At 66.5% G+C, this 26,524-nt stretch carries 21 protein-coding genes; 11 read left to right on the forward strand and 10 right to left on the reverse strand.

Features of this window, described 5'->3' with window-relative positions; genetic code table 11:
* Positions 1-542: 542 nt before the first annotated feature.
* On the forward strand, positions 543-4,514 hold the full coding sequence (locus KXJ60_RS20365; RefSeq protein WP_291131968.1) for a hypothetical protein: 3,972 nt from the start codon (positions 543-545) through the stop codon (positions 4,512-4,514).
* Between the two features lie 416 nt (positions 4,515-4,930).
* Here KXJ60_RS20365 and KXJ60_RS20370 read toward each other — a convergent pair whose 3' ends face one another.
* Complete coding sequence (locus tag KXJ60_RS20370; RefSeq protein WP_291131969.1) at positions 4,931-5,398, reverse strand: nuclear transport factor 2 family protein; 468 nt, start codon at positions 5,396-5,398, stop codon at positions 4,931-4,933.
* A gap of 112 nt (positions 5,399-5,510) precedes the next feature.
* Here KXJ60_RS20370 and KXJ60_RS20375 point away from each other — a divergent pair, with 112 nt between their 5' ends.
* Entirely contained in the window at positions 5,511-6,098 is a 588-nt protein-coding gene (locus KXJ60_RS20375) for a TetR/AcrR family transcriptional regulator (RefSeq protein ID WP_291131970.1), read from the forward strand.
* 117 nt (positions 6,099-6,215) lie between these two features.
* Positions 6,216-7,025, forward strand: coding sequence for a phosphatase PAP2 family protein (locus KXJ60_RS20380; protein ID WP_291131971.1), 810 nt, complete (start codon positions 6,216-6,218; stop codon positions 7,023-7,025).
* A gap of 6 nt (positions 7,026-7,031) precedes the next feature.
* Here KXJ60_RS20380 and KXJ60_RS20385 read toward each other — a convergent pair whose 3' ends face one another.
* Positions 7,032-7,964 carry a LysR family transcriptional regulator gene (locus KXJ60_RS20385; protein ID WP_291131973.1) on the reverse strand — a complete coding sequence of 311 codons (933 nt, stop codon included), beginning with the start codon at positions 7,962-7,964 and terminating at the stop codon, positions 7,032-7,034.
* A gap of 100 nt (positions 7,965-8,064) precedes the next feature.
* Between KXJ60_RS20385 and KXJ60_RS20390 the strand changes: the two genes are divergently transcribed.
* The gene (locus tag KXJ60_RS20390) at positions 8,065-8,394 is read left to right on the forward strand and encodes a nuclear transport factor 2 family protein (RefSeq protein WP_291131975.1); all 330 of its coding nucleotides are present in this window, start codon (positions 8,065-8,067) and stop codon (positions 8,392-8,394) included.
* Complete coding sequence (locus tag KXJ60_RS20395; RefSeq protein ID WP_291131977.1) at positions 8,391-9,212, forward strand: SDR family oxidoreductase; 822 nt, start codon at positions 8,391-8,393, stop codon at positions 9,210-9,212. Before KXJ60_RS20390 ends, KXJ60_RS20395 begins: the two co-directional genes overlap by 4 nt.
* 86 nt (positions 9,213-9,298) lie before the next feature.
* Here KXJ60_RS20395 and KXJ60_RS20400 read toward each other — a convergent pair whose 3' ends face one another.
* The 3 genes from KXJ60_RS20400 to KXJ60_RS20410 form a co-directional block, all read right to left on the reverse strand.
* Positions 9,299-9,871, reverse strand: coding sequence for a hypothetical protein (locus tag KXJ60_RS20400; protein WP_291131979.1), 573 nt, complete (start codon positions 9,869-9,871; stop codon positions 9,299-9,301).
* Between the two features lie 140 nt (positions 9,872-10,011).
* Positions 10,012-11,004 (reverse strand): putative Ig domain-containing protein, encoded by a 993-nt coding sequence (locus tag KXJ60_RS20405; protein WP_291131981.1) that lies wholly within the window; start codon positions 11,002-11,004, stop codon positions 10,012-10,014.
* Between the two features lie 463 nt (positions 11,005-11,467).
* Positions 11,468-12,454 (reverse strand): AraC family transcriptional regulator, encoded by a 987-nt coding sequence (locus KXJ60_RS20410; RefSeq protein WP_291131982.1) that lies wholly within the window; start codon positions 12,452-12,454, stop codon positions 11,468-11,470.
* A gap of 138 nt (positions 12,455-12,592) precedes the next feature.
* Between KXJ60_RS20410 and KXJ60_RS20415 the strand changes: the two genes are divergently transcribed.
* Genes KXJ60_RS20415 through KXJ60_RS20425 form a run of 3 tightly spaced genes read left to right on the forward strand, consistent with a single transcriptional unit; the run spans position 12,593 to position 16,361 of the window.
* The gene (locus tag KXJ60_RS20415) at positions 12,593-13,732 is read left to right on the forward strand and encodes an FAD-dependent monooxygenase (RefSeq protein ID WP_291131983.1); all 1,140 of its coding nucleotides are present in this window, start codon (positions 12,593-12,595) and stop codon (positions 13,730-13,732) included.
* Between the two features lie 44 nt (positions 13,733-13,776).
* Positions 13,777-14,760, forward strand: coding sequence for a tripartite tricarboxylate transporter substrate binding protein (locus KXJ60_RS20420; protein ID WP_291131985.1), 984 nt, complete (start codon positions 13,777-13,779; stop codon positions 14,758-14,760).
* Positions 14,761-14,765: 5 nt separating this feature from the next.
* Positions 14,766-16,361, forward strand: coding sequence for a sulfatase-like hydrolase/transferase (locus KXJ60_RS20425; protein ID WP_291131987.1), 1,596 nt, complete (start codon positions 14,766-14,768; stop codon positions 16,359-16,361).
* Positions 16,362-16,371: 10 nt separating this feature from the next.
* On the opposite strand, the gene KXJ60_RS20430 is transcribed toward KXJ60_RS20425, so the two are convergent.
* The 5 genes from KXJ60_RS20430 to KXJ60_RS20450 all read right to left on the reverse strand — a co-directional run bounded on the left by KXJ60_RS20430 (position 16,372) and on the right by KXJ60_RS20450 (position 20,701).
* Complete coding sequence (locus tag KXJ60_RS20430) at positions 16,372-17,337, reverse strand: PDR/VanB family oxidoreductase (RefSeq protein ID WP_291131988.1); 966 nt, start codon at positions 17,335-17,337, stop codon at positions 16,372-16,374.
* Between the two features lie 10 nt (positions 17,338-17,347).
* Positions 17,348-18,376, reverse strand: a complete 1,029-nt coding sequence (locus tag KXJ60_RS20435) for an aromatic ring-hydroxylating dioxygenase subunit alpha (protein WP_291131990.1) — start codon at positions 18,374-18,376, stop codon at positions 17,348-17,350.
* 39 nt (positions 18,377-18,415) lie between these two features.
* The gene (locus KXJ60_RS20440; RefSeq protein ID WP_291131992.1) at positions 18,416-18,640 is read right to left on the reverse strand and encodes a recombinase-like helix-turn-helix domain-containing protein; all 225 of its coding nucleotides are present in this window, start codon (positions 18,638-18,640) and stop codon (positions 18,416-18,418) included.
* 19 nt (positions 18,641-18,659) lie between these two features.
* Positions 18,660-19,634 carry a VOC family protein gene (locus KXJ60_RS20445; RefSeq protein WP_291131994.1) on the reverse strand — a complete coding sequence of 325 codons (975 nt, stop codon included), beginning with the start codon at positions 19,632-19,634 and terminating at the stop codon, positions 18,660-18,662.
* Positions 19,635-19,819: 185 nt separating this feature from the next.
* Positions 19,820-20,701 (reverse strand): transglutaminase family protein, encoded by an 882-nt coding sequence (locus KXJ60_RS20450; RefSeq protein WP_291131996.1) that lies wholly within the window; start codon positions 20,699-20,701, stop codon positions 19,820-19,822.
* A gap of 167 nt (positions 20,702-20,868) precedes the next feature.
* On the opposite strand from KXJ60_RS20450, the gene KXJ60_RS20455 reads away from it, so the two are divergent.
* From KXJ60_RS20455 to KXJ60_RS20465, 3 genes are all read left to right on the forward strand, one after another.
* A complete protein-coding gene (locus KXJ60_RS20455; protein WP_291131998.1) occupies positions 20,869-23,427 on the forward strand; it encodes an ABC transporter permease in 2,559 nt (852 codons plus the stop codon).
* A 137-nt stretch (positions 23,428-23,564) separates the two neighbouring features.
* Positions 23,565-24,644: a carotenoid 1,2-hydratase gene (locus tag KXJ60_RS20460; protein ID WP_291132030.1), complete on the forward strand. Its 1,080-nt coding sequence runs from the start codon at positions 23,565-23,567 to the stop codon at positions 24,642-24,644.
* Between the two features lie 28 nt (positions 24,645-24,672).
* Positions 24,673-26,460, forward strand: a complete 1,788-nt coding sequence (locus KXJ60_RS20465) for an ABC transporter transmembrane domain-containing protein (RefSeq protein ID WP_291132000.1) — start codon at positions 24,673-24,675, stop codon at positions 26,458-26,460.
* The last annotated feature ends 64 nt before the right edge of the window (positions 26,461-26,524 follow it).

Raw genomic sequence — 26,524 nt, forward strand, 5'->3', positions numbered from 1 at the left:
TTGGGGAGGTGGATACCGGGGGGGCGGGTGGGTGGGGGGTGATGGATGGGGGCGGGGGCGGAAAAGGACCCGCCAATTGAGCGTGGACCGTGGAGCGGCAGTGTGGAAGGTCCGGAGTACAACTGCGCAACGATTGGCTGGGCGCCAATGACTGTTTATCGGTGGTGCGCTCTGCAGCGCGAGCGGTTGAAACTGAGCAAAAACCGAGCGTACGTTCTCAGCTAGAGGCAGGCCCGTTGGTGCGACGGTAGACACGGTCTAGAACTGCTTACCAGCGAACTTGCGCAACTATTTGTCCGTAACAGGAACTTGCTAAGAGCGTATCGAAAGCGCTGCCAACTGCCGCTGGTATTCTTAGTTCCCTCTTAGCAAATGCTGTGGAACACAATGAGATGGGCGGAGAACGGCTGCTGATTTCGCGTAGGGCAACAGGTCTGCTGGAGGACGGCACCGCGACGACCCGGCCCATCGAGGACTGGCGAGCGGTCGACGCTTACGTGCTCTTGGCGGACCCCGGCGCCGGTAAGAGCGAGTCGCTTCGCATGGAGGCTTCTGCGAGCGGTGGTGTGTTCCGCAGTGCCAGGGACTTCATCGCTCTTGGCATCGAACCGCAGGACGCCGGCAAGACCCTGTTCATCGATGCTCTGGACGAGATGAGAGCGGGCGCAAGCGATGGACGCACAGCACTCGACCAAATTCGAGCGAAGCTGAAATATCTTGGCCGACCGCGATTCAGGCTTTCATGCCGTGAACACGACTGGCGTGCTCAGTCTGATCTAAGTGCGCTGGAACAAGTGGCGCCGCACGACACGGTCCTCGAACTACACCTCGAACCCTTATCCCGCGGCGAGCAAGAGAAAATCCTAGTCTCCCGCTCGTCGGAAGTTCCAGACCCGCAGAGTTTTCTGCGACAGGCAGACGACCACGGGCTTGCCGACCTGTTCGGCAACCCTCTGTTGCTAGATCTGGCGATTCGCGCAGTTGCGTCGAAGGGCGGTTGGCCAGACTCACGCAGTGCGATTTACGACCTTGCGTGTATCCAGCTCGCCGAGGAGCAGTCGGACGCGCATCGGGAGGTTCAAGCGCCCGGTCCTGGTGACATTGATCGCCGACTTGACGACGCTGGCATGCTGTGCGCGATCCTTCTCCTCAGCGGAAAGAGCGCCCTCACACGAGGACCATCCGCGGATAGCGACCTCTCGACGTTCGCTTGGCATGAGCTGCCGGACGCACTTCAACTTCACGACGCTAGGGCAGCGTTGGCCAGCAAGATCTTCGTAACTGTCGCTGGCGAATCAACGCCACGGCACCGCAGCATCGCGGAGTACCTTGCCGCGAAGACGATCGCTCGACGTCTTCGGTCTGGCCTGCCTCTGGGACGGGTGCTGGCGCTCATGCAGGGCGGCGACGGAATTACGGTCGAGCCTTTGCGCGGTCTGCACGGTTGGTTAACGGTCCACCATGTAGCTGATCGAAATCAACTAATTAGGCTGGACCCACTTACAACCATATTGAACGGGGACGCATCTGCGTTCACGGGTACAGACAAACGTGCACTCTTAGAAGCATTGCGTGACGCCGCTCAGGACAACCCGTGGTTCCGTAACGGGCAGTGGACAAGTTATCCGTTCGCGGCGTTGGCGTCACCTGAGATGGTTGATGCCTTAGCTGAGGTGCTTAGCGATCACTCTACGGCTGACGCCAACCAGGCGCTTGTGGATTGCGTGCTCGACGCCTTGAATCATGGTTCAGTCATGCCCGATTTGATCAACGAAATCGAGGCCTGGGTGATGGACCCCAACGCGCAGTTCCGAAACCGCATCGGTGCGTACAACGTCTGGAAGAGGATCACTCCGTTCGACGCCACGCGTGCGCGTGAGTGGCTCGACCGCCTGCATGGTGGCGAGACCCCAGACTATGACGCCAGATTGGCAAGTGCTCTGCTTCTCGACCTCTACCCAGCGCATCTGCGGCCGGAGGAAGTGTTGCGATTCTGGCCGACACCCGAAGCGATCAGCTCAACGGCGGGGCTACCTCATTTCTGGTACGTAGGCCTTATCGAGCAGACACCCCCCGAGGGGTTCGTGTTGCTAGCTGACTCTTGGCTGCAAGTTAACCCACCATCACATCACCGGCACTTCGACCACGAGGGGTACAGGCTAGCGGGACAGATCCTTGCCCGTGCGCTTGAACAGGTCGGCGAAGAGATTAGTGGTGAGCGCCTGTACGCCTGGCTTGGTATAGGCACTGACGAACACGGATTTTCGAAACTAGGAATGTACGAAGGCGCGCGAATTGCGCGGTGGTTGAGCAGTCACGCCGACCGCTTGAAAGCGGCTATGGCGTGGGGGTGGCGCCAAAGGTCTAAGGAGGCAGGGTCGAATCGGCGTCACTTCTGGGAGGCCGAGAACCGCCTGTGCGGAGCAGATCGACCAGCGGACTGGCTTTTCTGGCTCCTGGAAGTGACAGCATCGACTGCTGACGAAGAACTTGCAAAATATTGCTTCAGCCAAGTAGCAGCGCGCGCAGTCGTTGATTCACAGGAAGGCATGGTGGTGCCCAGCATGGAGTACATCATCAACTGGGTCGAAGCGAATACTGCAACTTGGCCGCAAGCGCAGGTGTGGTTGACCCAAGAGTGGACATGCGAGTTGGCAGACGACTGGCGAGCCAACCACCACCGTCAACAAATACTCCACGAGCTTGCGCGTCAAGCAAATCGGCGGAAACGTCAGGAAGGCTTCGCGCCGTACCTGGAGGCGCTTACAACTGGCACTCCTGCCCCATGGCTTCTTAACAAGATCACTTCGGCCTACTACGGTCGCTTCACCGACATTGAGGGGGACTCTCCAGAGAAGAGAGTGCAAGAGTTGCTGGTCTCCGACATCGATACCGCGAGATTGGCGGTCGCGCGCGTAGAGCAAGTCCTGAGTCGCACCGATCTGCCTTCGTCAGACGAGGTCTTTCGCATAGACGCTGCGGCACAGTACCACCACCTGCGGCCGGCAGCGCTGCTAGCTGCCAAGATGGTCGATGAGCGAAACGAACAAGCGGTGGACACTTGGCGTGAACCGCTGCTATCGACACTCGTTGCCTTCTGGTTAACTGACGGCACAGGCGAGATGCCGGGCTGGTACAAGCGTGCGGTGGAGATCAGGCCCGACGAAGTCGCGCCTTTGTACCTTCGATATGCGACGCCCAGACTTCGTCGCAAGGGTGCTCTCATGGTGACAGGGCTTTGGGCACTGTCGCGAGAGGTGGGGCATGCAGGGCTTGCGCGCTTGGTATTGCCTGACCTTTTGACAACATTCCCGCAGCGGGCGAGCGCACAGTCTACGCGCGAGCTGAATTCTTCACTTCTCAGTGCACTGCATCTTCTGGATACAGAAGTCGCGTCGAAAATCGTCTGCGGAAAGACGGAGCAAGCGTCGCTTGATTTGCCACAACGAATTTCTTGGCTAGTGGCAGGACTGGGTTTCAGCAGCGATGCTTTGGCACGATTGGTCAAGATCGTTGGAAAGAGCGAAAAACGGATCGCGTTGCTTGGCGCAGCACTGCATGAACAGGGATATCTGAAGCAGTCCCTGAAGTGGGTTGAACCTGCCGTGCTTTCCAAGCTGGTGGAGCTACTCGCTTTGATTACGCGGTCTGAGCTTCACCCCGATGGATGGGTGACTTCGGCGCACAACCGCAGCGACACCATGAAGGCACTCATCGGCTTTCTGGCCAACGATGCTCGACCTGAATCGGCCAAAGAAATCCATCGCCTTATCGAACTGCCGACGCTGCAAAACTGGAGCAACTATCTACGTTACCAATTGCTTTCTCAGCAGGCCGCCGCGCGAGAGGCCTTCTATGCCCACCCAAGCCCGGTTGCTGCAGCGATGACATTGCAGAATCTGTCGCCCGCGGGCTGCGCTGACCTTCAGGCGTTCACGATAGAGCACTTGCGAGATATTGAGCGCCACATTCGCGGCACTGAAACCTTCGCACTAAAGCAGTTCTGGGTAGCTATGGACGGCCGCCGCGTTCCCGACAGCGAAAACAACTGCCGCGACTTACTTCTGGAGCGGTTGCAGTTGCGCCTCGCTCAGACCAAAGTTACCGCGTCCTCCGAGCGACGGGCAGCCGCTGACAAACGCGCCGATATGCGGATCGAGTATGCAGCCCCAGGACGCCTGATCGCAGTGCCGATCGAGGTTAAAAAAGATAACAACGAGTCGCTTTGGGTCGCATGGCAGGTGCAACTGCAGGGGCTGTACTCGATCGATCCTGCAGCCGATGGCCATGGGATCTACCTAGTTCTTTGGTTCGGGGTTAAGACGCGTACATCGCCCGAAGGGAATGTGCCCTCGGACTCGGCAGACCTCGAGCGACTGCTAACTGCGCGAATCCCCGCGAGGGATCGTGCCAAGTTGAAGGTAGTCGTCATGGACCTGACACGCGAAAATCGAAGAACGGTATTGGTTGCATCGGATGGATCTAGGCAACCAACTCGGCGCCGCACGAACTAACGCGTTCCCACGTATTGTGGTCCGCACTCCCACGAAGCCCGTGCTCATGAGCAGGCTTACACAGACCACGTGAATCGCCTTGGGATTCGCGGAGACAGCTCGGGTTAGGTCAGGCTATTGTGGTGGGCATATAGGGCCTACTCCAAGCCATCGAGCAAGAAGTGCGTGCGCCCAGGACCGCTCACGCTCCAGCGCACTATGTGCCAGGCAACCACGTCAACAACGAAGGCGACGTATCGCAGGGCACATTTCTATGGCGATAACACGGGAAGCAGATACGGTCCAGCGCCACAGACCAAGCGCCACTCCGGACCAACGTGGCACTCACCCACAATTCCTTACTACAGATGGCAGCTTGACGGCCGGTTAAGCCCGCAACTGAAATTGCGTGCGCTCAAACGCCCCGGGCATTCACCTCAAAGCCCCAACTCCGTAAGCCCAGGGTGGTCGTCAGGTCGGCGCCCGAGCGGCCAATGAAACTTCCGGTCAGCGGCCTGAATGGGCCTATCGTTGATGCTCGCGTGGCGATGTGTCATCAGGCCCTGTTCGTCGAATTCCCAGTTCTCGTTGCCGTGGCTGCGGAACCAGTTGCCGGCGTCGTCGTGCCACTCGTACACAAAGCGCACCGCAATGCGATTGCCCTCAAAGGCCCACAGCTCCTTGATCAAGCGGTAGTCAAGCTCGCGGGCCCACTTGCGCTCCAGCAGCGCTTGCGCCTCGGCGCGGCCCACGGGGAACTCCACGCGGTTGCGCCAGACGGTGGCAGGGCTGTAGGCGAGCACGATGCGTGCGGGATCGCGGCTGTTCCAGCCGTCTTCGGCCAGGCGAATCTTCTGGATGGCGGTGTCGCGGGTGAAGGGGGGCAGCGGGGGGCGGGTGTCCATGGCAGTGGCTTTCGGTAAATGGTCGTGATGGGCCGCAGACCCACGGCATGTAGACAAGTCTGTCTACATGCGAATTGTGGCAAAAGTAGACAGGTCTGTCTATAGTGCTGCCATGAGCAAAAAACCCGACGCCAGCATCAGCGACCTGTCTGCGAAAGAACGCATCCTCCACACGGCGCATGACCTCTTCTATGCCGAGGGCCTTCGCGCCACCGGGATCGACCGGGTCATCGCAGAGGCCGGCGTGACCAAGGTGACCTTCTACAGGCACTTCCCGAGCAAGAACGATCTGATCGTGGCGTACCTGAATTTCCGCCATGAGCGCTGGATGCAGTGGTTCACCGAGGCTCTGGAACGCCACGGCGGTGCGACCAAGGGCGTGCAGGTGCTCCCGTCGGTCTTGAAGGAGTGGTTCCGCGGGAAGGCGATGGGCGATTTCCGGGGTTGTGCCTTCCTCAACAGCGTGAGCGAGATGGGCCCCGCCATGCCCGCCGTGGTCGAGGTCACCCGCCAGCACAAGCAGCAGATGGCCGAGGCCATTGAAGCGTTGCTGCCGCCTTCAGCTCAGCGAAAGCGGACGGCAGAGGCCCTGGCCTGCGCCGTGGATGGCGCCATCGTGCAGGCGCAGTACAGCGGTGATCCGGCGCCCGCGCTGCGCGCACTGGGGTTCATCGCCGACCAGCTCACCCAAAAAGCCTGAAGCACCCTTCGAGAAAACATGGCGCTGCGCGAGGAACGCACAGCACACAATCCCGTCTGACCCGCAGCGGCCACGCCGGCCTCCACTCCACCACACGCTCCCAGTCAAACCCTACCGATGGACAACGACCTCACCCAAACCCTCGCCTGGGCCGAATGGCTCGGGCGCCACGCGCTCCCCGTGCTGGCGGCGGCCTTGCTCGTGGTGCTCATCGGCTGCACCGCGGCCGTGCTGGGCGTTCACCGGTATGGCGCGCACACCGTGTGGGGCCGCGTGCCGCGCCCGTTGCTGCTGGGGGTGTGCCTTGCGCTGGGTGCGGGTGTGTTGATGGCCACCGGCTCGCTGTTTGCGGAAATGATGGAGGTGTTTGACGCGGGCGAAGAGATCGGCCAGTTCGACGTGCGCCTGACGGAAACGCTGGCTCGCGAGCTGCCCCCTGCCGCCCTGCAGTTCTTCGGCTACCTCACCCGCCTGGGCGATCCGTTGCCGCTCACCGTGCTGGTGATCGCCCTGGCCGGGGTGCTGCTGGTGCGGCGGCACACCATGCTGGCGCTGGGCTGGGTGGTGGCGTGCGCGGGCGCGGGTTTGCTCAACCAGGGGCTCAAGCGCGTGTTTGAGCGCGTGCGCCCGGTGCACGACCACGGCTTTGCGCAGGCCGACGGCTTCAGCTTTCCGAGCGGGCACACCTCGGGTTCGCTGGTGGTGTACGGCATGCTGGCGTATCTGTGTTTGCGCCTGCTGCCGGTGCGCTGGCATGTTCCCAGCGTGTTGCTGGCGGCCGCGCTGGCCTTCAGCATCGGCTGGAGCCGCGTGATCCTGCAGGTCCACTGGGCGAGCGACGTGGTGGCCGGCTTCGCGCTGGGCGTGGCCTGGCTCACCATCTGCATCGCGGCCATTGAATACGCCCGGCGCGCCAGGCGCGCCTGAGCAAGTTCAGTTCGCAGCTTTGGCGCCGCGCTGGCGGGCGGGCAGGTCTTTGTCGAGCAGGCAGTCAATGAACGCGCTCAGCGCGGGCTGCGCGTGGCGCCGGTGGGGGTAGTACAGAAACAGCCCGGGCCGTGTGATCGACCAGTCGGCCAGCACCTGCACCAGCTGTTTCCTTTGCAGCGCTTCTGCAATGCCTTCGTGGTCAAACGCATACAGCACACCCAAGCCCTGCAGCGCAGCGGCCAGGCCGGTGTGGGCGTGGTTGGTGGTGAGCGGGCCGTGCACGGCAACCTCTTGCCGCTTGCCGCGCTTTTCAAACGGCCAGCGGTAGACCCGGCCATCGGCCTGCAGGCGCCAGTTGATGCAGTGATGCTGGTGCAGATCGGCCGGGGTGCGGGGTGTGCCGTGGCTGGCGAGGTAATCGGTTGAAGCCAGGGCGATCATCTTCACGTCGGGCGTGAGGCGCACGGCGATCATGTCTTTTTCCACGCGCTCGCCCACGCGAATGCCGGCATCAAAGCGGCCGGCGACCACGTCGCTCAGGGCGTCGTCCACCACGATGTCGAGCACCACCTCGGGGTGGGCGCGGTGAAAGCGCGCGAGCCGCGGCGCGATCAACTGGCGCGCGGCCATGCCCAGGGTGTTGATGCGCAGGGTGCCGCCGGCCCGGCCGGCGGCGGCGCTGGCTTCGGCCACGGCGTCGTCCATGTCGTGCATGAGCGGCGCCATGCGTTCGTGCAGCTGCGCGCCGGCCGCCGTGGGGGCCACGCTGCGCGTGGTGCGGTTGAGCAGGCGCACGCCCAGCCGCGCTTCCAGCTGGCGAATGGTCTGGCTCAAGGCCGAGGGCGACAGGCCCAGGTGTTCGGCCGCGCGCGCAAAGCTGGCGCGCTCCACCACAGCCACAAAGGCTTTCAGCTCAGCAAATTCGGCTCCGCGCACTGTGCATCCTTTTCTACATAACCCATGAAAATTCTAGGCCATTCACTAAATTACGGTGGCGCTGCATTCTTGGGGCATCGCAACCCCCCAGGAGCTTTTGATGAACGATCTGAACCTGCCCGAGCCCATCGCCGCCTATTTCCAGGCGGACCGCCAGGACCCCGACGCCGTGGCCCGCTGCTTCACGGCGCAGGCCGTGGTGAAGGACGAGCACCGCACCCACACCGGCCTGGCTGCCATCCGCGCCTGGAAGGCAGCGGCATCGGCCGCGTACACCTACACCACCGAGCCGCAGGCGCTGGAATTCACCGACGGTGTACACACCGTCACCGGCCACGTGGTGGGCAACTTCCCCGGCAGCCCGGTGGACTTGCGCTACCGCTTCCGCCTGGAGCGCGGGCGCATTGCCTCGCTGGAGATCACGGCATGAGCGCCGCGCCCATCGCTGGCCAGGCCAGCGCTCCCGCGCATTTCGACCTTCAACTCACCGGCCTGCGCGCGCTGGTCACGGGTGGCACCAAGGGCGTGGGCGCTGCGCTGGTGCGCAGCCTGCAGGCCGCCGGTGCGCAGGTGATGACCACGGCGCGCAGCGTGCCTGCCGACGCGCTGGAAGGCGTGCACTACGTGGCGGCCGATCTGTCCACCGCCGAGGGCGCCGCACAGGCTGCGCGCGCGGCGCTGGCGCACTGGGGCGCCATCGACATTCTGGTGAACGTGGTGGGTGGCTCCAGCGCACCGGGCGGTGGCTTTGCCGCGCTGGACGACGCGCAGTGGGCTAGTGAGATCAACCTGAACCTCATGCCCGCCGTGCGCATGGACCGCGCCCTGCTGCCCGCCATGCTGGCGCAGGGCTCGGGCGTCATCGTGCATGTGAGCTCCATCCAGCGCGTGTTGCCGCTGCCCGAATCCACCATCGCCTACGCGGCGGCCAAGGCCGCACTGTCCACCTACAGCAAGGCGCTCTCCAAAGAGGTCACGCCCCGGGGCGTGCGGGTGCTGAGCGTGGCGCCCGGCTGGATCGAAACCGAAGCGGCGGTGGCCATGGCCGAACGGCTGGCCACGCAGGCCGGCACCGACTACGCGGGCGGGCAGCGCATCATCATGCAGTCGCTCGGCGGCATTCCGCTGGGCCGGCCCGCGCGCCCTGCCGAGGTGGCCGACCTCATCACTTTCCTGGTGTCGCCGCGCGCGGGCGCGGTATCGGGCGCGGAGTATGTGATTGACGGCGGGACGGTGCCCACCGTGTGAGCCCCGGGCGGCCCTGAAAACGCTTCAGAGGGGACTCGAATGCAGGCGAATCGAGTCACCCCCTTGGGGCGTGCAGCGCAGGCCCCTCAGTTGATCGCCTTCACGAACTCAGGATCGTCAAGCAGCGCCTCGATGCTCATCTTGATGTTCTCTTTCAGGACGCCCAGCGGGTTTCCGAACTTGTTGGTTTTGCGCTGGATGTTTTTGACGCCCGCATACAGCACCTTGCCAGAAGCCTTGTCCTGCACGGTGTACTTGACCCGGTAGGTCCAGTCGATGCTGTAGCCCAGGTCATCAATGAAGAACTCTTCAATGTCACCGGTCAGCAGCTTGCCATCTGGAATGACCTTCACGCCGACAAAGCGCAGCTCGGTGAAAACGGCATCGCGCACGAACTTGGCCACCTCGCGGTCCAGCTTGATTTCGCCCATGGCGGTGTTGCGGATCACGTCCTGCGGCATGGGCTTGGAGGTCTTCGGGTCCACCGCCGAGTACTTGAAGTCACCGACGTTGACGCTGCCCTGCGCGGTCTTGGTCGAGCTGGGCGAATAGTCGATGGTGATGCCGGTTGGTGATGCGCAGCCACCGAGTGCCAGAGTGACCAACGCAGTGAAAAGAACCGCAACAGCACGTCGACTGCTGTACTGAAAAACCTTCATGCTTTTTTGCCTCACGTTTGCTGAAAAGAAGGGGGGGACTAAACGGATGAATCGGGTACCTGCGGGTAGCCGTTGCCGATTCATGAACATTGCGACCGGGATCTCTCGATCGCAACCATTCGCCTGGTGCATGCAATCCGTCAATACACCGCGAAACTCAGGATGGCCGAATCGGTCCAGCTCACGCCGTTGTTCGTGATGTCCACGTTCAACGTGCAGCTGAAATACCCGGTGATCGGCGAAGTGCCGCTGACCACTCCCGTGGGTCCATCGATCGACACGCCGGGAGGCAACACACACGAGCCACTGCCCTGCGAGTAGTTCATCGTGGCACCAGGAGACAGTGGAACGCGCTGGTCAACGATCGGCACCAGGTTGAGCGGGGTGCCCTGCGGCGTGTTGCTGAAGGCATAGCGGATGTAGACCGGCGACAGAACCGACAGGTTGAGCGTGCCCTGTGTGGCCCCACTCACACCGCCCTGCGTCAATGTCGCCGTCACTGTGTGCATCTGTGCCGAAGGCAATTCAGCGGTCGGACTGCCGGAAATGACGCCGGCCGTATTCACGGAAAGACCAGGCGGCAAGGCGGGCGAGAAGGTCACGTTGGACAACGCGGCGTCCGGGAGGTGCGTTCCCTGCAACCAAGGCGTGTTGGTGTAGGGCACGCTCACGTAAGCCGTCCCAACGTTGTCGTAGCGGACCACAGGCACGTCCACATTGACGCCGTAGGAGGTGGGACTGGTCTCAAACGTGCCGAACTGCGTCTGGAGTGTCGCGACGATCAAGGCCGAGTACACACCCACCGTCTGCAGGGTGCCGCTGACCCGCCCGGTCACGGGGTCCAACGACAGCCCCGGTGCCAGACTGCCGCTCTGCACGCGGTAGCTCCACGCGATCGAAAGGTCGCCACCGGGAGTCCAGTACCTCACGGAAGGGAAATCGTTGACCACCGTTCCGAGGGGCACGTTTTGCAGCGTGCCGTTTTGGTAGTCCGTCGTGGGGCCGTTGACCTGCACAGCCTTGGGAAAATCCAGCGTGTTGCTGACACCCGATGCGGCCACACGGATGGTGATCACGCTGATGCCAGGCTGCGTGGCGCGACCCACGATGCTGCAGTCGCTGCGCAGTTGCAAGCCTGCTGGCATGGTTCCGGCGACCAACGAACAGGAAGGTATGCGGCCAGCGAATCCGCTCAATTGCGGTTGCACCAGCGCAGGCTCGTAGAGCGAAATCGCCTGGGCAGGGTAATCCACCGATACGTAGAGCGTGCCCCCACCAGATGCCCCACTGCTACCACCACCGCCACCGCCCCCACAACCCAGAAGAGCCGCAACGCTGAAGAACACGGCAAGCCAGCACCTGTACATCGACAATTCCTCCCAAGCGCGGCGTTCGCACCGCTGCATTAAATTGCGTCAAAGTGTAGCTTGGAGTAACAAGATGCTGAGCCGGCGCTTCCCTATAGCAAACCCTGATTGCGCCCTGTAACGACTCCTGTACGAGCGCATGCGCTAGGAGATTGGGAGCAAGCCATTGAACCGTTCTTTGGCGAATGACCTGGTGCCGTGACCGGCAGACCGCACGGGCCTTGCAAATTCAGTTTGCTGCGGATGCTTCGTGCGGGCTGCCCATGGCCGTGCGCCGCGCCACTTCGCGCTTGGCGTACGCCGTGGGAGACAGGCCCGCCCAGCGCCGGAAGGCGCGGGCAAACACCTTGTCCGACTCATAGCCCGCGCCCTGTGCCACCTGCGCCAGCGGCAGGTGCCCCGCTTCGAGTTGCTCGGCGGCCAGCGCCATGCGGTGGGCGCTGAGGTAGCCCATGGGCGTGTCGCCTACCAACGCCTTGAAGCGGTCGCTGAAGCGTGAGCGCGACATGGCCGCTTCACGCGCCAGGGCTTCCACCGTCCAGCTGCGCGCAGGCTCGCGGTGCATGGCGGCAATGCTGCGGGCGATGGCGGGGTCTGACAGGCCGCGCCACCAGCTGGCTTCAGCCGGCCCGGTGCCGCGCAGCAGGTGGCCGCGCAAGATGTTGATCAGCAGCAGCTCGCCCATGCGGCTGGCCGACAGCCGCCAGCCCGGGCGCTGGTCGAGCGTTTCGGTCACCAGCGTTTCCATGGACGCGGCCAGCACGAACGCCGTGGGCAGCTCGCTCGCGCGCACATGAATGAGCGGCGGCAATACGCTGAGCACCGAGTGCCGGCAATAGGCCGAGAACCACAGCAGCGCGCTGAACATGTCGCACGCCTCACCGCCGCCGCCATGGCTCAGGTCCAGCGGGGCTTCGTCGCGTGCGCCGGGGGTACGCTGGGTGAGCAGCTGGGCGAACGGCACGGTGGGTGCGCGGGGTTCGGCGCTCATGCGGTGCGCGGTGCCCAGCGGCATCATGACCAGGTCGCCGGGCTCCACGCGCAGCGGCGCGCTGCCCGCCACCTCCACCCACCACGGGGCGCCACGCGCCATGCGGATCATGGCCGCGCCCGACACGCCATTGGAGTGCAGGCCCCACGGCGCCGAGAGGTGAAAGCGCGCGGTCACCGCGCGCTCGGCGCGGCAGATGGCGAGGACGTCGCTCAATACATCCATGGGGCGCGTGGTGGGATGACCTAGGGAAAACGTGGGGCAGGTGTGGACGAATCGTACCCATTTCAGGCGTCCGTGCGGTTGAGCGCGGGCGGGGTGCGCTGAACAATGCACGCTTCGACAACGACGGAGTGCAGCCCCATGAGCAGTTTGAAGATCGGTATTGCCGGCGGTGGTGTGGGTGGCCTGGCCGCCGCCATTGCGCTCAAGGCGCAAGGGCACCAGGTGACGGTGTTCGAGCAGGCCAAGGGCTTCTCCCGCGTGGGGGCCGACATCAACCTCACGCCCAACGTGGTGCGCGCCATCGACGGTCTGGGCGCGGGTGCCGCCATTCGGCGCACGGGCGCGCAGCCCACCTTCCGCATCAGCCGCGACTGGGATACGGGCCAGGAAACCTCGCGCCTGGGCATGGGCAACGTGGCCGAAGCGCAGTACGGTGCGCCGCAGGTCACCATTCACCGCGCCGACATCCTGGCCGCGCTGGCCGAGCAGTTCCCCATCAAGCAGATCGAATTCAACAAGCGCCTGAAGACGCTGACGCAAACCGATGCCGGCGTGACATTGCAATTTGACGACGGCAGCGAAGCCACCTTCGACGTGGTGGTGGGCGCCGACGGCATTCACTCGCGCGTGCGCACCGCGCTGTTTGGCGAAGAGAGTCCGCGCTTCACGGGCGTGGTGTCGTTCCGTTCGGTGGTGCCCACCGAACGCGTGAAGCACGTGCCCGAGATCGACGCCTTCACCAAGTGGTGGGGCCCGAACCCGCAGAGCCAGATCGTGACCTTCCCGCTCAACCAGGGGCGCGAGACCTTTGTGTTTGCCACCACCGGGCAAGAGAGCTGGACGGAAGAGTCGTGGACGAGCCCGGGCGATGTGAACGAGCTGCGCGGCTTCTACAAAGACTTCCATGCCGACGCGCGCGCGCTGCTGGATGCCTGCGACACCACGCTCAAGAGCGCGCTGTACGAACGCGAGCCGCTGCCGCAGTGGTCGCAAGGCACGGTCACGCTGCTGGGCGATGCCTGCCATCCCATGCTGCCGTTCATGGCGCAGGGCGCGGGCATGGCCATTGAAGACGCGGTGGTGCTGGGCCGCGCGCTGGCCGGCGCCACGAACCGCGCGCAGGCCACCGAAGCGCTGCGCCGCTACGAGAAAACGCGCCAGGAACGCACCGCCAGGATCCAGATCGGATCGCGCGGCAACCAGTGGATGAAGGGCCAGGGCAACGCCGACTGGGTGTACGGCTACGACGCCTGGAACGTGCCACTGGCTATCGCCTGAAACCCACCACACACCCACAGCCCTCACCTTTTCTGGAGAACCGCATGACGCACCCCACACGCCGCATCACCCTGGGCCTGCTCGGCACCCTGCTGGCCATGGCCCTGCCCTTGGCGGCGGCGCAGACGTTCCCGAGCAAAACGGTCACGCTGGTGGTGCCCTTCCCGCCCGGTGGTGGCCCCGACCTGGCCGCGCGCGTGCTGGCTGAAAAGCTCGCGCCCAAACTCGGACAGCCCGTGGTGGTGGACAACCGGCCCGGTGCCGGTGCGCTGCTCGGTGCCAGCGCGGTGGCGCGCTCGGCGGCCGACGGCCACACCCTGCTGTTCACGCCCAACACCGTGGTGATCTCGCCCCACGTGCTCGCGCCCGGTGCCGGCGGTGGTGTGGACGTGCACAAAGACCTGGTGCCCGTGATCGCGCCCGCCACCACGCCCATGGTGCTCGTGGCCAACCCGCAGCTGGGCGCCACCACGCTCAAGGGGCTGGTGGAGCTGGCCCGCAAGTCGCCCGGCGTGCCCTACGGCAGCCCCGGCAACGGCTCGCCCATGCACTTCGCAGGCGAAATGCTCAAGCGCTCGGCGCAGGTGGACCTGATGCATGTGCCCTACCGCGGCGTGGGCCCGTCCATCACCGCCGCGCTCAGCGGTGAAGTCAAGCTGCTGTTCACCGGGCTGGGTGGCGCCGTGCCGCACATCAAGGCGGGCAAGCTGATTCCGCTGGCGCTCACGGAAAAGGCGCGCTCGCCCCTGCTGCCCGACGTGCCCACCGCCACCGAGCAAGGCGTGGCCGGCGTGGAGGTCAACGCGTGGTACGGCGTGCTCGCGCCCGCCGGTACGCCTGCGCCCGTGATCGCCCGGCTCAACAAGGAATTCAACGACGCGCTGAAGTTGCCCGACGTGCGCGAGCGCCTGGCCGGCGCCGGGCTGGACGTGCTGGGCGGCACACCGCAGGTGCTTGCGGACTTCATGAAAGCCGACAACGAGCGCTACGGCAAGCTGGCCAAAGAGCTCAACATCAAGGCCGACTGAGCCCGATGAAGGCCAGCGGCATGGCGCGGCGCCCCAACTTCCTGCTGTTCGTCACCGACCAGCACCGCGCCGACCACCTCGGTTGCTATGGCAACGCTGAGGTGCATACGCCGCACATCGACGCGCTGGCCGCAGACGGCTGCCGCTTTGACGACTTCCATGTCGCCACGCCGATCTGCCAGCCCAACCGCGCCTCGCTCATGACCGGGCGCCTGCCCAGCGCACACGGGGTGCAGATGAACGGACGCGAGCTCTCGCACGGCGAGCGCACGTTTGTGGACACGCTGCGCCTGGCCGGCTACCGCACGGCGCTCGTGGGCAAGTCGCACCTGCAAAACATCACCCCGGTGCCACCCGCGTGGCCGGCGGCGGGCCAGCGCCTGGCGCATGACGCGCGGCAGCCCTACCCCGGGCGCTACGGTCAGGAGGTGTGGAAGCGCTGGGAGGAAGACCCGGCCTTCGAGCTCGACCTGCCCTACTACGGCTTCGAGCGCGCCTGCCTCACCATTGGCCACGCCGACGAGCAGCACGGCCACTGGCGCCGCTGGCTGCGCGCGCAAACGGCCGACGCCGACCGCCTGATCGGCCCGGACAACGCCATCCCCACACCCGGCCTGCGGCTGGGCGCGCTGCGCCAGGCCTGGCGCACCCGCGTGCCCGAAGCGCTCTACCCCACGGCCTACATCGCGGGGCACACCTGCAACGTGCTGGAGCAACTGGCCGGCGACGCACAACCGTTCTTCATCCAGTGCTCGTTCCCCGATCCGCACCACCCGTTCACGCCACCGGGCCACTACTGGGACCTGTTCAAGCCCGAAGACGTGTCGTTGCCCGCCACCTTCCATGCCGAGCTGGTGGACCCACCGCCGCCCGTGCGCTGGCTGCGCGAACAGCGCGAGCGCCAACCCGGCTTTCGCCCGGGGTATGGCGCATTTGCCTGCAGCGAGCAGGAAGCGCGCGAAGCGCTCGCGCTCAACCACGGCAGCCTGGCGTGCATTGACGACGCGGTGGGCCGCGTGATGGCGCAACTGCGATCCCTCGGCCTGGACCGCGACACGGTGGTGATGTTCACCAGCGACCACGGCGAGCTGCTGGGCGACCGCGGGCTGATGTTCAAGGGCGGCCTGCACTACCGCGCCCTCACCCGCGTGCCCTTCATCTGGCGCGACCCGGTGCACGCGCCCGCGCAAGGCGCCACCCAGGCACTCGCGCAAACCACCGACATTGCCGCCACCGTGCTCGAACGCGCGGGCCTGCAGAGCGCGAACGGCATGCACGGGCAATCGCTGCTGCCGCTCACCACCGGGCAGGCACACGCGGTGCGCACGCACCTGCTGATTGAAGAAGAAAGCCAGCGCAGCGATTTCGGGCTGGACCGCCGCGTGCGCATGCGCACCCTGCGCGACCACGAGCACCGCCTGACCGTGTACGACGGCCAGGCATGGGGCGAGCTCTACGACCTGAAGAACGACCCGATGGAACTGCGCAACCTCTGGAACGATGGCGCTTCGCAGCCGCTGCGCGCGCGGCTCATGGAAGCGCTGGTGCAAAGCCTGATGTCGGCCGCCGACACCAGCCCTTACCCGGCGGCAGCGGCCTGAGCGAAGACGCTCAGAGGTCGAGCACCAGCCGCTCGCTCTTGCAGCCCGACACGCAGACCATCATGGCCTTGTTGGCGGCGCGCTCGGCGTCGGTCAGCACCATGTCGCGGTGGTCCGGCACGCCTTCGAGCACCTTGGTTTCGCACGAACCGCAAATGCCCTCTTCGCAGCTCCAGGGCACGTCGATGTTGAGCTCGACCAGGCGCTTGTGCAGCGAGGTCTCGGGCGTCACTTCGAAGGTCTGGCCGCTGCGTTGCAGTTGCACGGTGAAGGTCTTCCTGGCGTCCACAGCGGCAGCCACTTCCACCGCCGTGAAGCGCTCGATGTGCGCCTGGGTGTGGCCCAGCGCGGCGCAGGTCTTCTCGAAGTTGTCGAGCATGACGGCCGGACCGCAGGCGTAGAAGTGTTCGCCGGCAGCGGGCGCGCGGCGGCCCAGCAGGGCCTTGAGGTCGGGCGGGCCGCCCTTCTCGTCGTCGAAGTGCCAGGTGACGGGCACGCCCAGGGCTTCGATCTCGGCCACAAAGGCGGCGCTCTGGCGCGAGCGGGCGAAATACAGAAACTCGAAGCTGCGGCCCAGGTCCTTGAGGCGGCGCGCCATGCACAGCACCGGCGTCACGCCGATGCCACCGGCCACCAGCACCGAGTGCGTGGCGTCTTCGTGCAGCGGGAAGTTGTTGCGCGGCGCGCTGATGGTGATGCGCATGCCCACGCGCAGCTGCTCGTGCACGCACTTCGAACCGCCCCGGCTGGCGCGGTCTTTGAGCACACCCACCACATAGCGGTGGCGCTCCTGGCAGTGGTTGGACAGCGAGTAGCTGCGCACCATGCCGTTGGGCAGGTGCAGGTCGATGTGGGACCCGGCTTCGAAGGCGGGGAACACCACGCCGGGTGCGGGACGCAGGTCCACGCTGATGATGTCGTCGGCCTCGAAGCGCAGTGTGTGCACCCAGGCCTGCAAAGTGTTGGCGTTGCTCATCACGCGATTTTCACATGGCCTTGTCGAGCTGCGCCTTGGCCAGGTTTCTCAGGTGGCGGCGCAGGCGCACGATGCCCATGTCGTGCGCGTAGAGGTGCTCGCGCTTGTTGGCGTCGGGCTCCATGTTTTCCACCGCCACGCGGTCTTGTTCGAGCACGTTCCAGTGGCGCTCTTCAAGGCGGTTCTTGTAGAGGAAGCGCCAGGCATCGCGCTGCCAGCCGCTCACGCGGCGGCAACGCCAATGGAACACGCCCGAGGTGCGGTTGTTGATGGGCGTGTAGCTGCCGATGATGGTGAAGTTGCCGCCGGGGCCGCCGGTCTTGGGGTACGGGATTTCCAGGCGCATCACATGAATGCCCAGGTCCATCCACTCGGTCCAGTCGAAGTTCACACCGCGCTGGCCCTTCTTCTCGAAGCAGAAGCCGTTGGGGATGTCGCGAATCTGGAACTCGGCCTGGCTGTCGCCCTCGCTCATGGTGTGCGACTGCTTGTGCAGGTACACGCCGTGCATCGGGTCCATCACGTTGTCGACCACGTAGCGGTAGTCACCGCCCCACTCGGTGTAGCAGAGGAAGTGCGACCACTCGGGCGAGGTGAGCTCTTCGGGCAACTGCAGCGGTGGCGCGGCATCCAGGATGGGGTTGCTCGCGTTGTAGAGAAAGATGGCACCGGCCGCCTCTTCGGCATGAAACATGCGCGCCGGGCGCGAGCCTTCGAGCTTGCAGCCGGGGCTGCCGGGCACGCGGGTGACGGTGCCGTCGCAGCGCACTTCCACGCCGTGGTACGGGCAGGCCAGGCGGTCGCCCAGGTTCACGCCCAGTGAGAGCGGCGCGCCGCGGTGCGGGCAGTGATCTTCCAGCGCGTGCACCTTGCCCGAGGCGTCGCGCCAGAGCGCGATCTTGTAGCCCAAGCGGCGCAGCGAGATCGGGCTGTCCTTCACGAAGCCCGAGGGGCAGACCGGGAACCACAGGTCTTTGAGGCCGACTTCCAGCACGGCGTCGACCGGGTCAAGTTGCACGTTGATGACGGAGGTGTCCATGGGGGTTGCTCCTGGCGGGTGGGCGGGGTTCGGCGGCGCTCAGGCGCCGAGGCGGGCCATTTCCTGCTGGAAGGACTGCTCCGTCCAGCGCTGGCCGTTGGGGCCCGAGGGGCCCGCTTGGTTGAGGTACTTCACCAGGCCTTCGAGGTCGTGAATGCCTTGTGCGTAGGCGCGCTCGATCGAGTCGCCGAGCAGGCCCTCGTAAGACGTGGGGGGCGCGGTGCGCGCCTGGTGGGTTTCGTTGTAGAGGTCCGGGGTTCGCATGGCGGGGTCTCCTTCGGTGTCATTCCGTGGGCGGCTTGACCTTGTCGGTCATGAACTTGCCGCTGGGTGCGCCGGCGTTCACCTGGCGGCGCGTGTGGCCGTCGATGCCGCCCTTGATCGCCCATTCGGCAAACACCGTGGGGCCGGGTGTGAATTCGCGCGGCTCCCAGTCGGCGGTGAGTTCGTCTTCGTCGGTGTAGTACTCCACCAGCGCGCCGGCCGGGCTCTCGAAGTACCAGAACATGGCGGAAGAAATCGGGTGGCGGCCCGGGCCGAGTTCGGTGCTCCAGCCGCTGCGCGACATGTGCAGGCCACCGCCCACCACTTCGTGCAGGTCGCGCACGGAGAAGGCCACGTGGTTCAGGCCCTTGCGCGGCTCGGGTGGCTGCAGCAGAAACAGGTCGTGGTGGCCGCCTTCGGGCGCGCAGCGCAGGAACAGACCACGGCCGGGGTAGGTGTCGGACACCACGAAGCCGAGGTGCTCGGTGTAGAAGTCACCCGTGGCCTTCAGGTCGGTCACGAAGAACACGACGTGGCCCACCTCGACCGGCGTGGCGCGGTCGTAGGCCGGGCTGCGCTGGTTGCGGCGCGGGCGGTGGCTCCAAGTATTGGTGAGCGCGCTGTCGAGCTGCACCGGGCGCTTCTGGCTCACCTGCAGGCGGATCGCCAGGCCGTTGGGGTCGGTGCAGCCCACGCGGCCATCGGCGTCCACAAAGCCGGGCTGGTGCTGCAGGCGCGTGCGGTAGAGCGCCAGGCTCTCGGGCGAGTCCACCGCCCACACCACCTCGCGCAGCGTCGGGTCGGGCTCCACGCCGGGCGGCAGGCCGGGCTTGTCGGAGTGGGCCACCACCACGCGGCACCCATTGAGCGACTCGAACACCAGTTCCTGCGGGCCCTCCTGCACCAGCGAGAGGCCCCAGTCGAGGAAGAACTGGCGGCAGCGCGGCAGGTCGGCGGCTCCGTAGGTGATTTGATCGATGCCCGATACGCTCATCTGCAGTCCTTGAGGGGCTTGGCCTTGGCGAGGGTCAAGCGTTTCTTTAGTAAACCCGTGTTTCTTACTTGAAACGTGCCGAATTCTACCGGCAAACGCCAGACGTGGGAAGGGCCTTCGCAGAGTAATTTGCTCGGCTTTGCCCCGAGGCGGTGGCGCGCCTCGGGTGGCCGGGCGGCGCCGCGTCAGCCGCCGGCTTGCCAGCCACCGTCGGTCGACAGGGCTTCCTGGCGGTGCACGGGCATGAGCCAGCCGTGTTGCGGGCTGGTCTGCGCCGAGATGTCGATGCGCGGTGCGTGGGTGACCACGTTGCCAAAGATGGTGGCAAACGACGCGTCGGCCGCGTCGCGCCCGGTGCCGATGCGCACGAAGCCCATGGGGATGGCGGTGCCCGACGGGTCGAACAGGTACCAGCGGTGGCCGATGTAGGCCTCCACGTAGGCATGGAAGTCGGTGGGCCCGAGGGCCGGATCGGCGCCGAAGTCGATGCCGGTGGTGAAACGCGCGGGGATGTTGAGCGCGCGGCAGAAGGTGATCATGAGGTGCGCGAAATCGCGGCACACGCCTTTGCGGTCGTTGAGCGTGTCCAGCGCCGAGGTCATGGAGTTGCTGGTGTTGGACTCAAAGCTCACCTGGCTCTGCACCCACTGCTGGATGGCCTGCACGCGGCGGTAGCCCTGGGGCAGCTGGCCAAACAGCTCGTTGGCCATGGCGGTCACGCAGTCGGACTGGCAGTAGCGGCTGGGATAGATGTAGGTGAGCGCCTCGGGCGGCAGCTGGGCCACGGGGGTTTCGAACACGCTGTCGGGCTGGGCGACGTGGTGGTCGATGTCCAGCGTGGCGCGGTAGCGCAGCGAGAGCGGGCCGGGCACCGCCGTGAGGCGCAGCGTGCGCGAGCGCGTGGCGGCATCGGTGTGCATGAGCAGTGGCACGGGCTGGCTGACCTGCAGCTGCTCCCAGCCCACGGTCTGCTGCGGTGCATGCGCGGCCTGCACATTGAAGATGAAATCGGCGCCAGGGGGGTTGATCTCGTACTGCAGATCGATGGCGAGGTGGATGCGAACCATGGGGGAGTCACCGTGAAGGCATGTGAACCCGCCTTGCGGCGGTGGGCAGCGCTTGCGCGCTGTGTGGTCGGTGAACGCCGGAAAACCGTTGGGTCATCTTACGCAGGGCGAGGGGCTCTCGTCGGTGCGCCAGCCCACGCAGGGCGATGGGCTTAAGCTCCCAGCCCATGCGCGCGCTGCTCTCCACCTTCTCCACGCAAGAGTTGCGCCACCACCCGTGGCGCAACGCCTCGGCGGTGGTCGCGGTGATGCTGGGTGTGGCGCTGGCGTTTGCGGTGCACCTCATCAATGCGTCGGCGCTGGCCGAGTTCTCCAGCGCGGTGAGCTCGGTCAATGGCCAGCCCGACGTGGAGCTGCGTGCCCGCCAGGGCGCGCTGGACGATGCCTTGCTCGCGCGCGTGGCCGCGCACCCCGGTGTGGCGCTGGCCAGCCCCGTGCTGGAAGTGCCCGTGCAGGCCATGGCGCCAGACGGCACGCCGCTGGGCGTGAAGCTGCTGGGCGTGGACGCGCTGGTGGTGGCCGGCCTCTCGCCCGCGCTGATGCCGGTGACCGACGAGCGCCGTGGCGAACCCGACGCGCGCCGCTTCGACCTCTTCGCCCCCGACGCGGTGTTTCTGAACGCGGCGGCGCAGCAGGCGTTTGCGGGCCAGGCGCAGGTGCGCCTGCAAGGCGGCGCCACGCTGCGGGTGGCCGGCCGTGTGAACGCACCGGGCGCGCCCTTGATGGTGATGGACGTGGCCGCCCTGCAAGACCTCACGAACCGCGTGGGCCAGCTCAGCCGCATCGACCTGCGCCTGAGCCCGGGCGTGCGCGCGCCCGACGTGCTGGCGGCGCTGGCGCTGCCCGCCAACGTGATCGCGCAGCGGCCCGAGCAATCGGGCGAGCGGGTGAGCAACCTCTCTCGTGCGTACCGGGTCAACCTCACGGTGCTGGCGCTGGTGGCGCTGTTCACCGGCGCGTTCCTGGTGTTCTCGGTGCTCTCGCTCTCGGTGGCCCGGCGCCAGCCGCAGTTTGCGTTGCTGGGGGTGCTGGGCCTGTCCAGCGGCGAGCGGCTGCGCCTGGTGCTGGCGGAGTCGGCGTTGCTGGGCCTGCTGGGCAGCGTGCTCGGGGTGGCCCTGGGCACGGCACTGGCCGCCCTCGCCTTGCGTCTGCTCGGCGGTGACCTGGGGGGCGGCTACTTCTCAGGCACCACGCCGGCGCTGCTGTGGAGCCCGCTGGCGGCGCTGATCTACCTGCTGCTCGGGGTGGCCGCCTCCCTAGTGGGGGGCTGGTGGCCGGCACGCGCCACCGCGCGCATGGCCCCGGCGCTCGCGCTCAAGGGCCTGGGCACGCCGGCCCCCACCGGCGCGCGCCGCCACACGCTGGCGCGGGGCCTGGTGCTGCTGGCTGGGGCCATGGCGTTCGCGCCGCCGGTGGCGGGCATTCCGCTGGCGGCCTATGTGTCGGTAGGGTTGCTGCTGGTGGGCGGTATTGCCGCGCTGCCGCTGGGGGTGGGCTGGCTGCTCGACCGCATCGCACCGCACATCGCGCGCCACACCTTGCCGGTGCTCGCGGTGGAGCGTGCCCGGCGCCTGCGGGAAACGGCGGCGGTGGCCACCAGCGGTGTGGTCGCCAGCCTGGCGCTCTCGGTGGCGCTCACGGTCATGGTGGCGAGCTTTCGCGACTCGGTGACGCAGTGGCTCGACGCGGTGCTGCCCGCCCAGCTCTACGTGCGCAGCGTGGGCGGCGGTGGCGACAACAGCCACCTGCCTGAAGCGCTGGTGGCCGGCGTGGCCCGCGTGCAGGGTGTGGACCGCGTGGATTCGCTGCGTGCCACGCCCGTGCAGCTCGCCCCCGAGCGCCCCGCCATCACCCTGCTCACGCGCCCGCTCGACCTCAAGCCCGGGGGAGCGCTCGGCGTGCCGCTGGTGGGCAACCCGCTGCCCGCCCCGGCTGCGCCCGAGGGCGAGCGGGTGGTGTCGGTGTATGTGAGTGAGGCGATGGTGGACTTGTACGGCGCGCAGCCCGGCGGCTGGCTGCCTGCGCTGGCGCAGGCGTTTGCCGAGCCGCAGGTGCGCGGCGTGCGCTTCTTTGTGGCTGGCGTGTGGCGGGACTACGCGCGCCAGCACGGCAGCGTGGTGATGGACCGCGCCGACTTCGTGCGCCTTACGGGCGATGTGCGTGTGAACGACCTGTCCGTGCACCTGGCCGATGGCGCCGATGAAAGCGAGGTGCGCGAGCGCATCCGCGCGCTGGCCGAGTCGCAGGGTGTGGCGGGGCAGATCGAATTCGCCTCGGTGGGCCAGATACGCGCCACCTCGCTGCGCATCTTTGACCGCAGCTTCGCCGTGACCGTGTGGTTGCAGGCGGTGGCCATCGGCATTGGCCTCTTTGGCGTGGCGGCCAGCTTCAGCGCGCAGGTGCTGGCGCGGCGGCGCGAGTTCGGGCTGCTGGCGCACCTGGGCCTCACACGCCAGCAGATCCTGGGCGTGGTCGCGCTGGAAGGCCTGGCCTGGACCGTGCTCGGTGCGCTGGCAGGTCTGGCGCTCGGCCTGGCGGTGAGCCTGGTGCTGGTGCACGTGGTGAACCCGCAGAGCTTTCACTGGACCATGGAGCTTGTGCTGCCCTGGGCGCGCCTGCTGGCCTTGTGCGGCGCCGTGGTGCTGGCCGGCACGCTCACCGCCTGGCTGGCTGGCCAGGCCGCGGCCAGCCGCGACGCGGTGCGCGCCGTGAAGGAGGATTGGTGAAAAATTGTCAGATCCCCACGCCAGCGATCCCTTCGACGCACGCTGGCCAAACGGTGCGCCTCCTTCCCGCCGTTCGGGCTGAGCCTGTCGAAGCCCTCACCAACCGCCGCCGCCTTCTCATCGCCTCAGCCGCGGCGCTGGCCCTGCCGCGCACTCACGCGCAGACGCCGCACCGCCCGGGCGACGCACTCCAACCCCGCGCGCTGAGCTTCCCGCGCGACCACGGCACGCACAACGAAACCCGCACCGAGTGGTGGTACCTCACCGGTCACGCGAAGGATGCGGCGGGGCGCGACTTTGGCTTTCAGGTCACTTTCTTCCGCAGCCGTGTCGACGGCACGCAGGGCCTGCGCAGCGCGCTGACCGCGCGGCAACTGCTGTTTGCGCACGCCGCCATCACCGACGTGCAAGGCGGCCGGCTGCTGCACGACCAGCGCATCGCCCGCTGGAACGGCGAGCCACCTGCACAGACGGCGCGCAGCGTGTTCGCCAGCGCCGAAGACACCCATGTGGTGCTGCGCGACTGGTCATTGCAGCGCACGCCCGACGGCCGCTACACCACGCGCGTGACCGGCGACGAACTCGGGATCGACCTCTCCGCCGTGCCCCAACAGGCCTGGCTGCTGCAGGGCGATCAGGGCTTCTCGCGCAAGGGACCGGACCCGGCGCAGGCCAGCTTCTATGTGAGCCAGCCGCACCTGGCCGTGCAAGGCACTTTGGCGCTGCGCGGCCAGCGCTTCGAGGTGCGCGGCACCACGTGGCTCGACCACGAATGGAGCGAGGCCCTGCTGCACCCCGAGGCCGTGGGCTGGGACTGGATCGGCATGAACCTGCAAGACGGCCACAGCCTCACGGCGTTCCAGTTGCGGCGCCAGGACGGCAGCAAGCTGTGGGCGGGGGGCTCGTTCCGCGCGGCCGCCAGCGCGCAAAGCGCCACCGACATTTACCGCTTCAGCCCGGGCGAGGTCGACTTCAAACCCCAACGCTGGTGGACCAGCCCGCTCACCCGCGCACGCTACCCGGTCGAGTGGGTGGTGCGCACGCCCGGCGACTTCTACACCGTCAAGGCCGTCATCGACCCGCAGGAACTCGACAGCCGCGCCAGCACCGGCACGGTGTACTGGGAAGGCCTGTCCGACCTGTTCGACAGCAATGGCAAGGCGGTGGGTCGTGGCTACCTCGAGATGACCGGCTACGCGCAGCGCCTGGTGCTGTAGCCCCACCAAAAACCGTCACACTCTCCCCATGCCCGCACCCTCCGCCACCGAACGCCCCAAAGCCGAATCGCCCACCTCTCTCGGTGGCCTGCGCCCCTTCATGCGCCCCTACCGCACACAGATCGGCCTGGCCATGCTGTTCCTGGTGCTCGCGGCGGTGGCCACGCTGCTGTTTCCCGTGGCGCTGCGCGGGCTGATCGATGGCGGGCTGGTGGCCGGCGACCGCAGCGCGCAGGCCATGGGCTTGCGGGGCCACTTCATCGAGCTCTTCGGCGTGGCGGTGGCGCTGGGCCTTTTCTCTGCCGCGCGCTTTTACCTGGTGAGCTGGCTGGGCGAGCGCATCACCGCCGACCTGCGCAACGCCGTTTACAGCCATGTGCTGCGCCAGAGCCCGCAGTTCTTTGAAACCACGCAGACCGGCGAAGTGCTCTCGCGCCTGACCACAGACACCACGCTGGTGCAGACCGTGGTGGGGTCGTCGCTGTCGATGGGGCTTCGCAACGCGGTCATGGGCATCGGCGCGCTGATCATGCTGGTGTGGACCAACCCCTACGTGATGCTGCAGGTGCTGCTGATCATTCTGCTGGTGGTGCTGCCCAGCATGTGGTTTGGCCGGCGCGTGCGCAAGCTCTCGCGCGCCAGCCAGGACCGCGTGGCCGACTCCAGCGCCATCGCCGCCGAGGTGCTCAACGCCATCCCGATCGTGCAGAGCTACACGGCGGAAAACCGCGAAGCCGCGCGCTTTCGCGACTCCACGGAAGATGCCTTCGCCACCGCCATCCGCCGCACCCGGGCGCGCGCCGGCCTCGTGGCGTTCATCATCATCAGCACCGCGGCCCTGCTGCTCTGGGGCCTGTACCAGGGCACCCAGGCGGTGCTGGCCGGCACCATCACGCCCGGGCACCTGGGCCAGACCGTGGTCTACATCATCATCCTGGCCGGTGCCGTGGCCGTGCTCGGCGAGGTGTACGGCGACCTGCTGCGCGCAGCGGGTGCGAGCGAGCGGCTGATGGAGCTGCTCGCCAGCGAGTCGCCGGTGCAGTCGCCCGCCCAACCGCTGCAGGCGCCCACACCGCGGGGTGGCAGTGCGCTGGCGTTTGACGACGTGACCTTCCACTACCCTTCGCGTCCCACGCAGCCGGCGCTCAGCGGCTTCGCGCTGGCGGTGCAACCGGGGCAGACCGTTGCGCTGGTCGGCCCCAGTGGCGCGGGCAAGACCACCGTGTTTGGCCTGCTGTTGCGCTACTACGACCCGGCGCTCGGTCGCATCCGGCTGGATGGCGTGCCCATCGACCAGCTCAGCCTGCACGAGCTGCGCAACCGCATCGGCATCGTGCCGCAGGACCCGGTGATCTTCTCCAGCAGCGCGCTGGAAAACATTCGCTACGGCAAGCCCGGTGCGAGCGACGCAGAGGTGCGCGCCGCGGCGGCCGCGGCCTTTGCCGACGAGTTCATCGACCAGCTGCCCGAGGGCTACAACACCTTTCTGGGGGAGCGCGGGGTGCGGCTTTCTGGTGGCCAGCGCCAGCGCATCGCCATCGCGCGTGCCATGCTCAAAAACCCGCCGCTGCTGCTGCTGGACGAAGCCACCAGCGCGCTGGACGCACAAAGCGAACGCATGGTGCAGGCCGCCCTCGAATCGGCCATGAAAGACCGCACCACGCTCGTGATTGCGCACCGCCTGGCCACCGTGCAGCAAGCCGACCTGATCGTGGTGCTGGACCACGGCCGACTGGTCGAACAAGGAACACACACCCAGCTCGTGGCCCAGGGCGGGGTGTACGCCGGGCTCGCTGCGCTGCAGTTCAACGCGTAAGCCAAAAGGCCGCGTATGCATTAAATGCATGCCGCAATGGCATTGCGGCCTTGGACATCGGCGC

Origin of the sequence: Hydrogenophaga sp. (assembly GCF_019264445.1) — a bacterium.
GTDB lineage: Bacteria > Pseudomonadota > Gammaproteobacteria > Burkholderiales > Burkholderiaceae_C > Hydrogenophaga.

Coding starts and splice junctions, on each gene's coding strand:
- KXJ60_RS20380 (WP_291131971.1), top strand. CDS start 6,216: ATGGACAACGACCTCACCCAAACCCTCGCCTGGGCCGAATGGCTCGGG.
- KXJ60_RS20410 (WP_291131982.1), bottom strand. CDS start 12,454: ATGGATGTATTGAGCGACGTCCTCGCCATCTGCCGCGCCGAGCGCGCG.
- KXJ60_RS20395 (WP_291131977.1), top strand. CDS start 8,391: ATGAGCGCCGCGCCCATCGCTGGCCAGGCCAGCGCTCCCGCGCATTTC.
- KXJ60_RS20430 (WP_291131988.1), bottom strand. CDS start 17,337: ATGAGCAACGCCAACACTTTGCAGGCCTGGGTGCACACACTGCGCTTC.
- KXJ60_RS20375 (WP_291131970.1), top strand. CDS start 5,511: ATGAGCAAAAAACCCGACGCCAGCATCAGCGACCTGTCTGCGAAAGAA.
- KXJ60_RS20455 (WP_291131998.1), top strand. CDS start 20,869: ATGCGCGCGCTGCTCTCCACCTTCTCCACGCAAGAGTTGCGCCACCAC.
- KXJ60_RS20415 (WP_291131983.1), top strand. CDS start 12,593: ATGAGCAGTTTGAAGATCGGTATTGCCGGCGGTGGTGTGGGTGGCCTG.
- KXJ60_RS20450 (WP_291131996.1), bottom strand. CDS start 20,701: ATGGTTCGCATCCACCTCGCCATCGATCTGCAGTACGAGATCAACCCC.
- KXJ60_RS20440 (WP_291131992.1), bottom strand. CDS start 18,640: ATGCGAACCCCGGACCTCTACAACGAAACCCACCAGGCGCGCACCGCG.
- KXJ60_RS20400 (WP_291131979.1), bottom strand. CDS start 9,871: ATGAAGGTTTTTCAGTACAGCAGTCGACGTGCTGTTGCGGTTCTTTTC.
- KXJ60_RS20425 (WP_291131987.1), top strand. CDS start 14,766: ATGAAGGCCAGCGGCATGGCGCGGCGCCCCAACTTCCTGCTGTTCGTC.
- KXJ60_RS20465 (WP_291132000.1), top strand. CDS start 24,673: ATGCCCGCACCCTCCGCCACCGAACGCCCCAAAGCCGAATCGCCCACC.
- KXJ60_RS20420 (WP_291131985.1), top strand. CDS start 13,777: ATGACGCACCCCACACGCCGCATCACCCTGGGCCTGCTCGGCACCCTG.
- KXJ60_RS20445 (WP_291131994.1), bottom strand. CDS start 19,634: ATGAGCGTATCGGGCATCGATCAAATCACCTACGGAGCCGCCGACCTG.
- KXJ60_RS20435 (WP_291131990.1), bottom strand. CDS start 18,376: ATGGACACCTCCGTCATCAACGTGCAACTTGACCCGGTCGACGCCGTG.
- KXJ60_RS20365 (WP_291131968.1), top strand. CDS start 543: ATGGAGGCTTCTGCGAGCGGTGGTGTGTTCCGCAGTGCCAGGGACTTC.
- KXJ60_RS20370 (WP_291131969.1), bottom strand. CDS start 5,398: ATGGACACCCGCCCCCCGCTGCCCCCCTTCACCCGCGACACCGCCATC.
- KXJ60_RS20390 (WP_291131975.1), top strand. CDS start 8,065: ATGAACGATCTGAACCTGCCCGAGCCCATCGCCGCCTATTTCCAGGCG.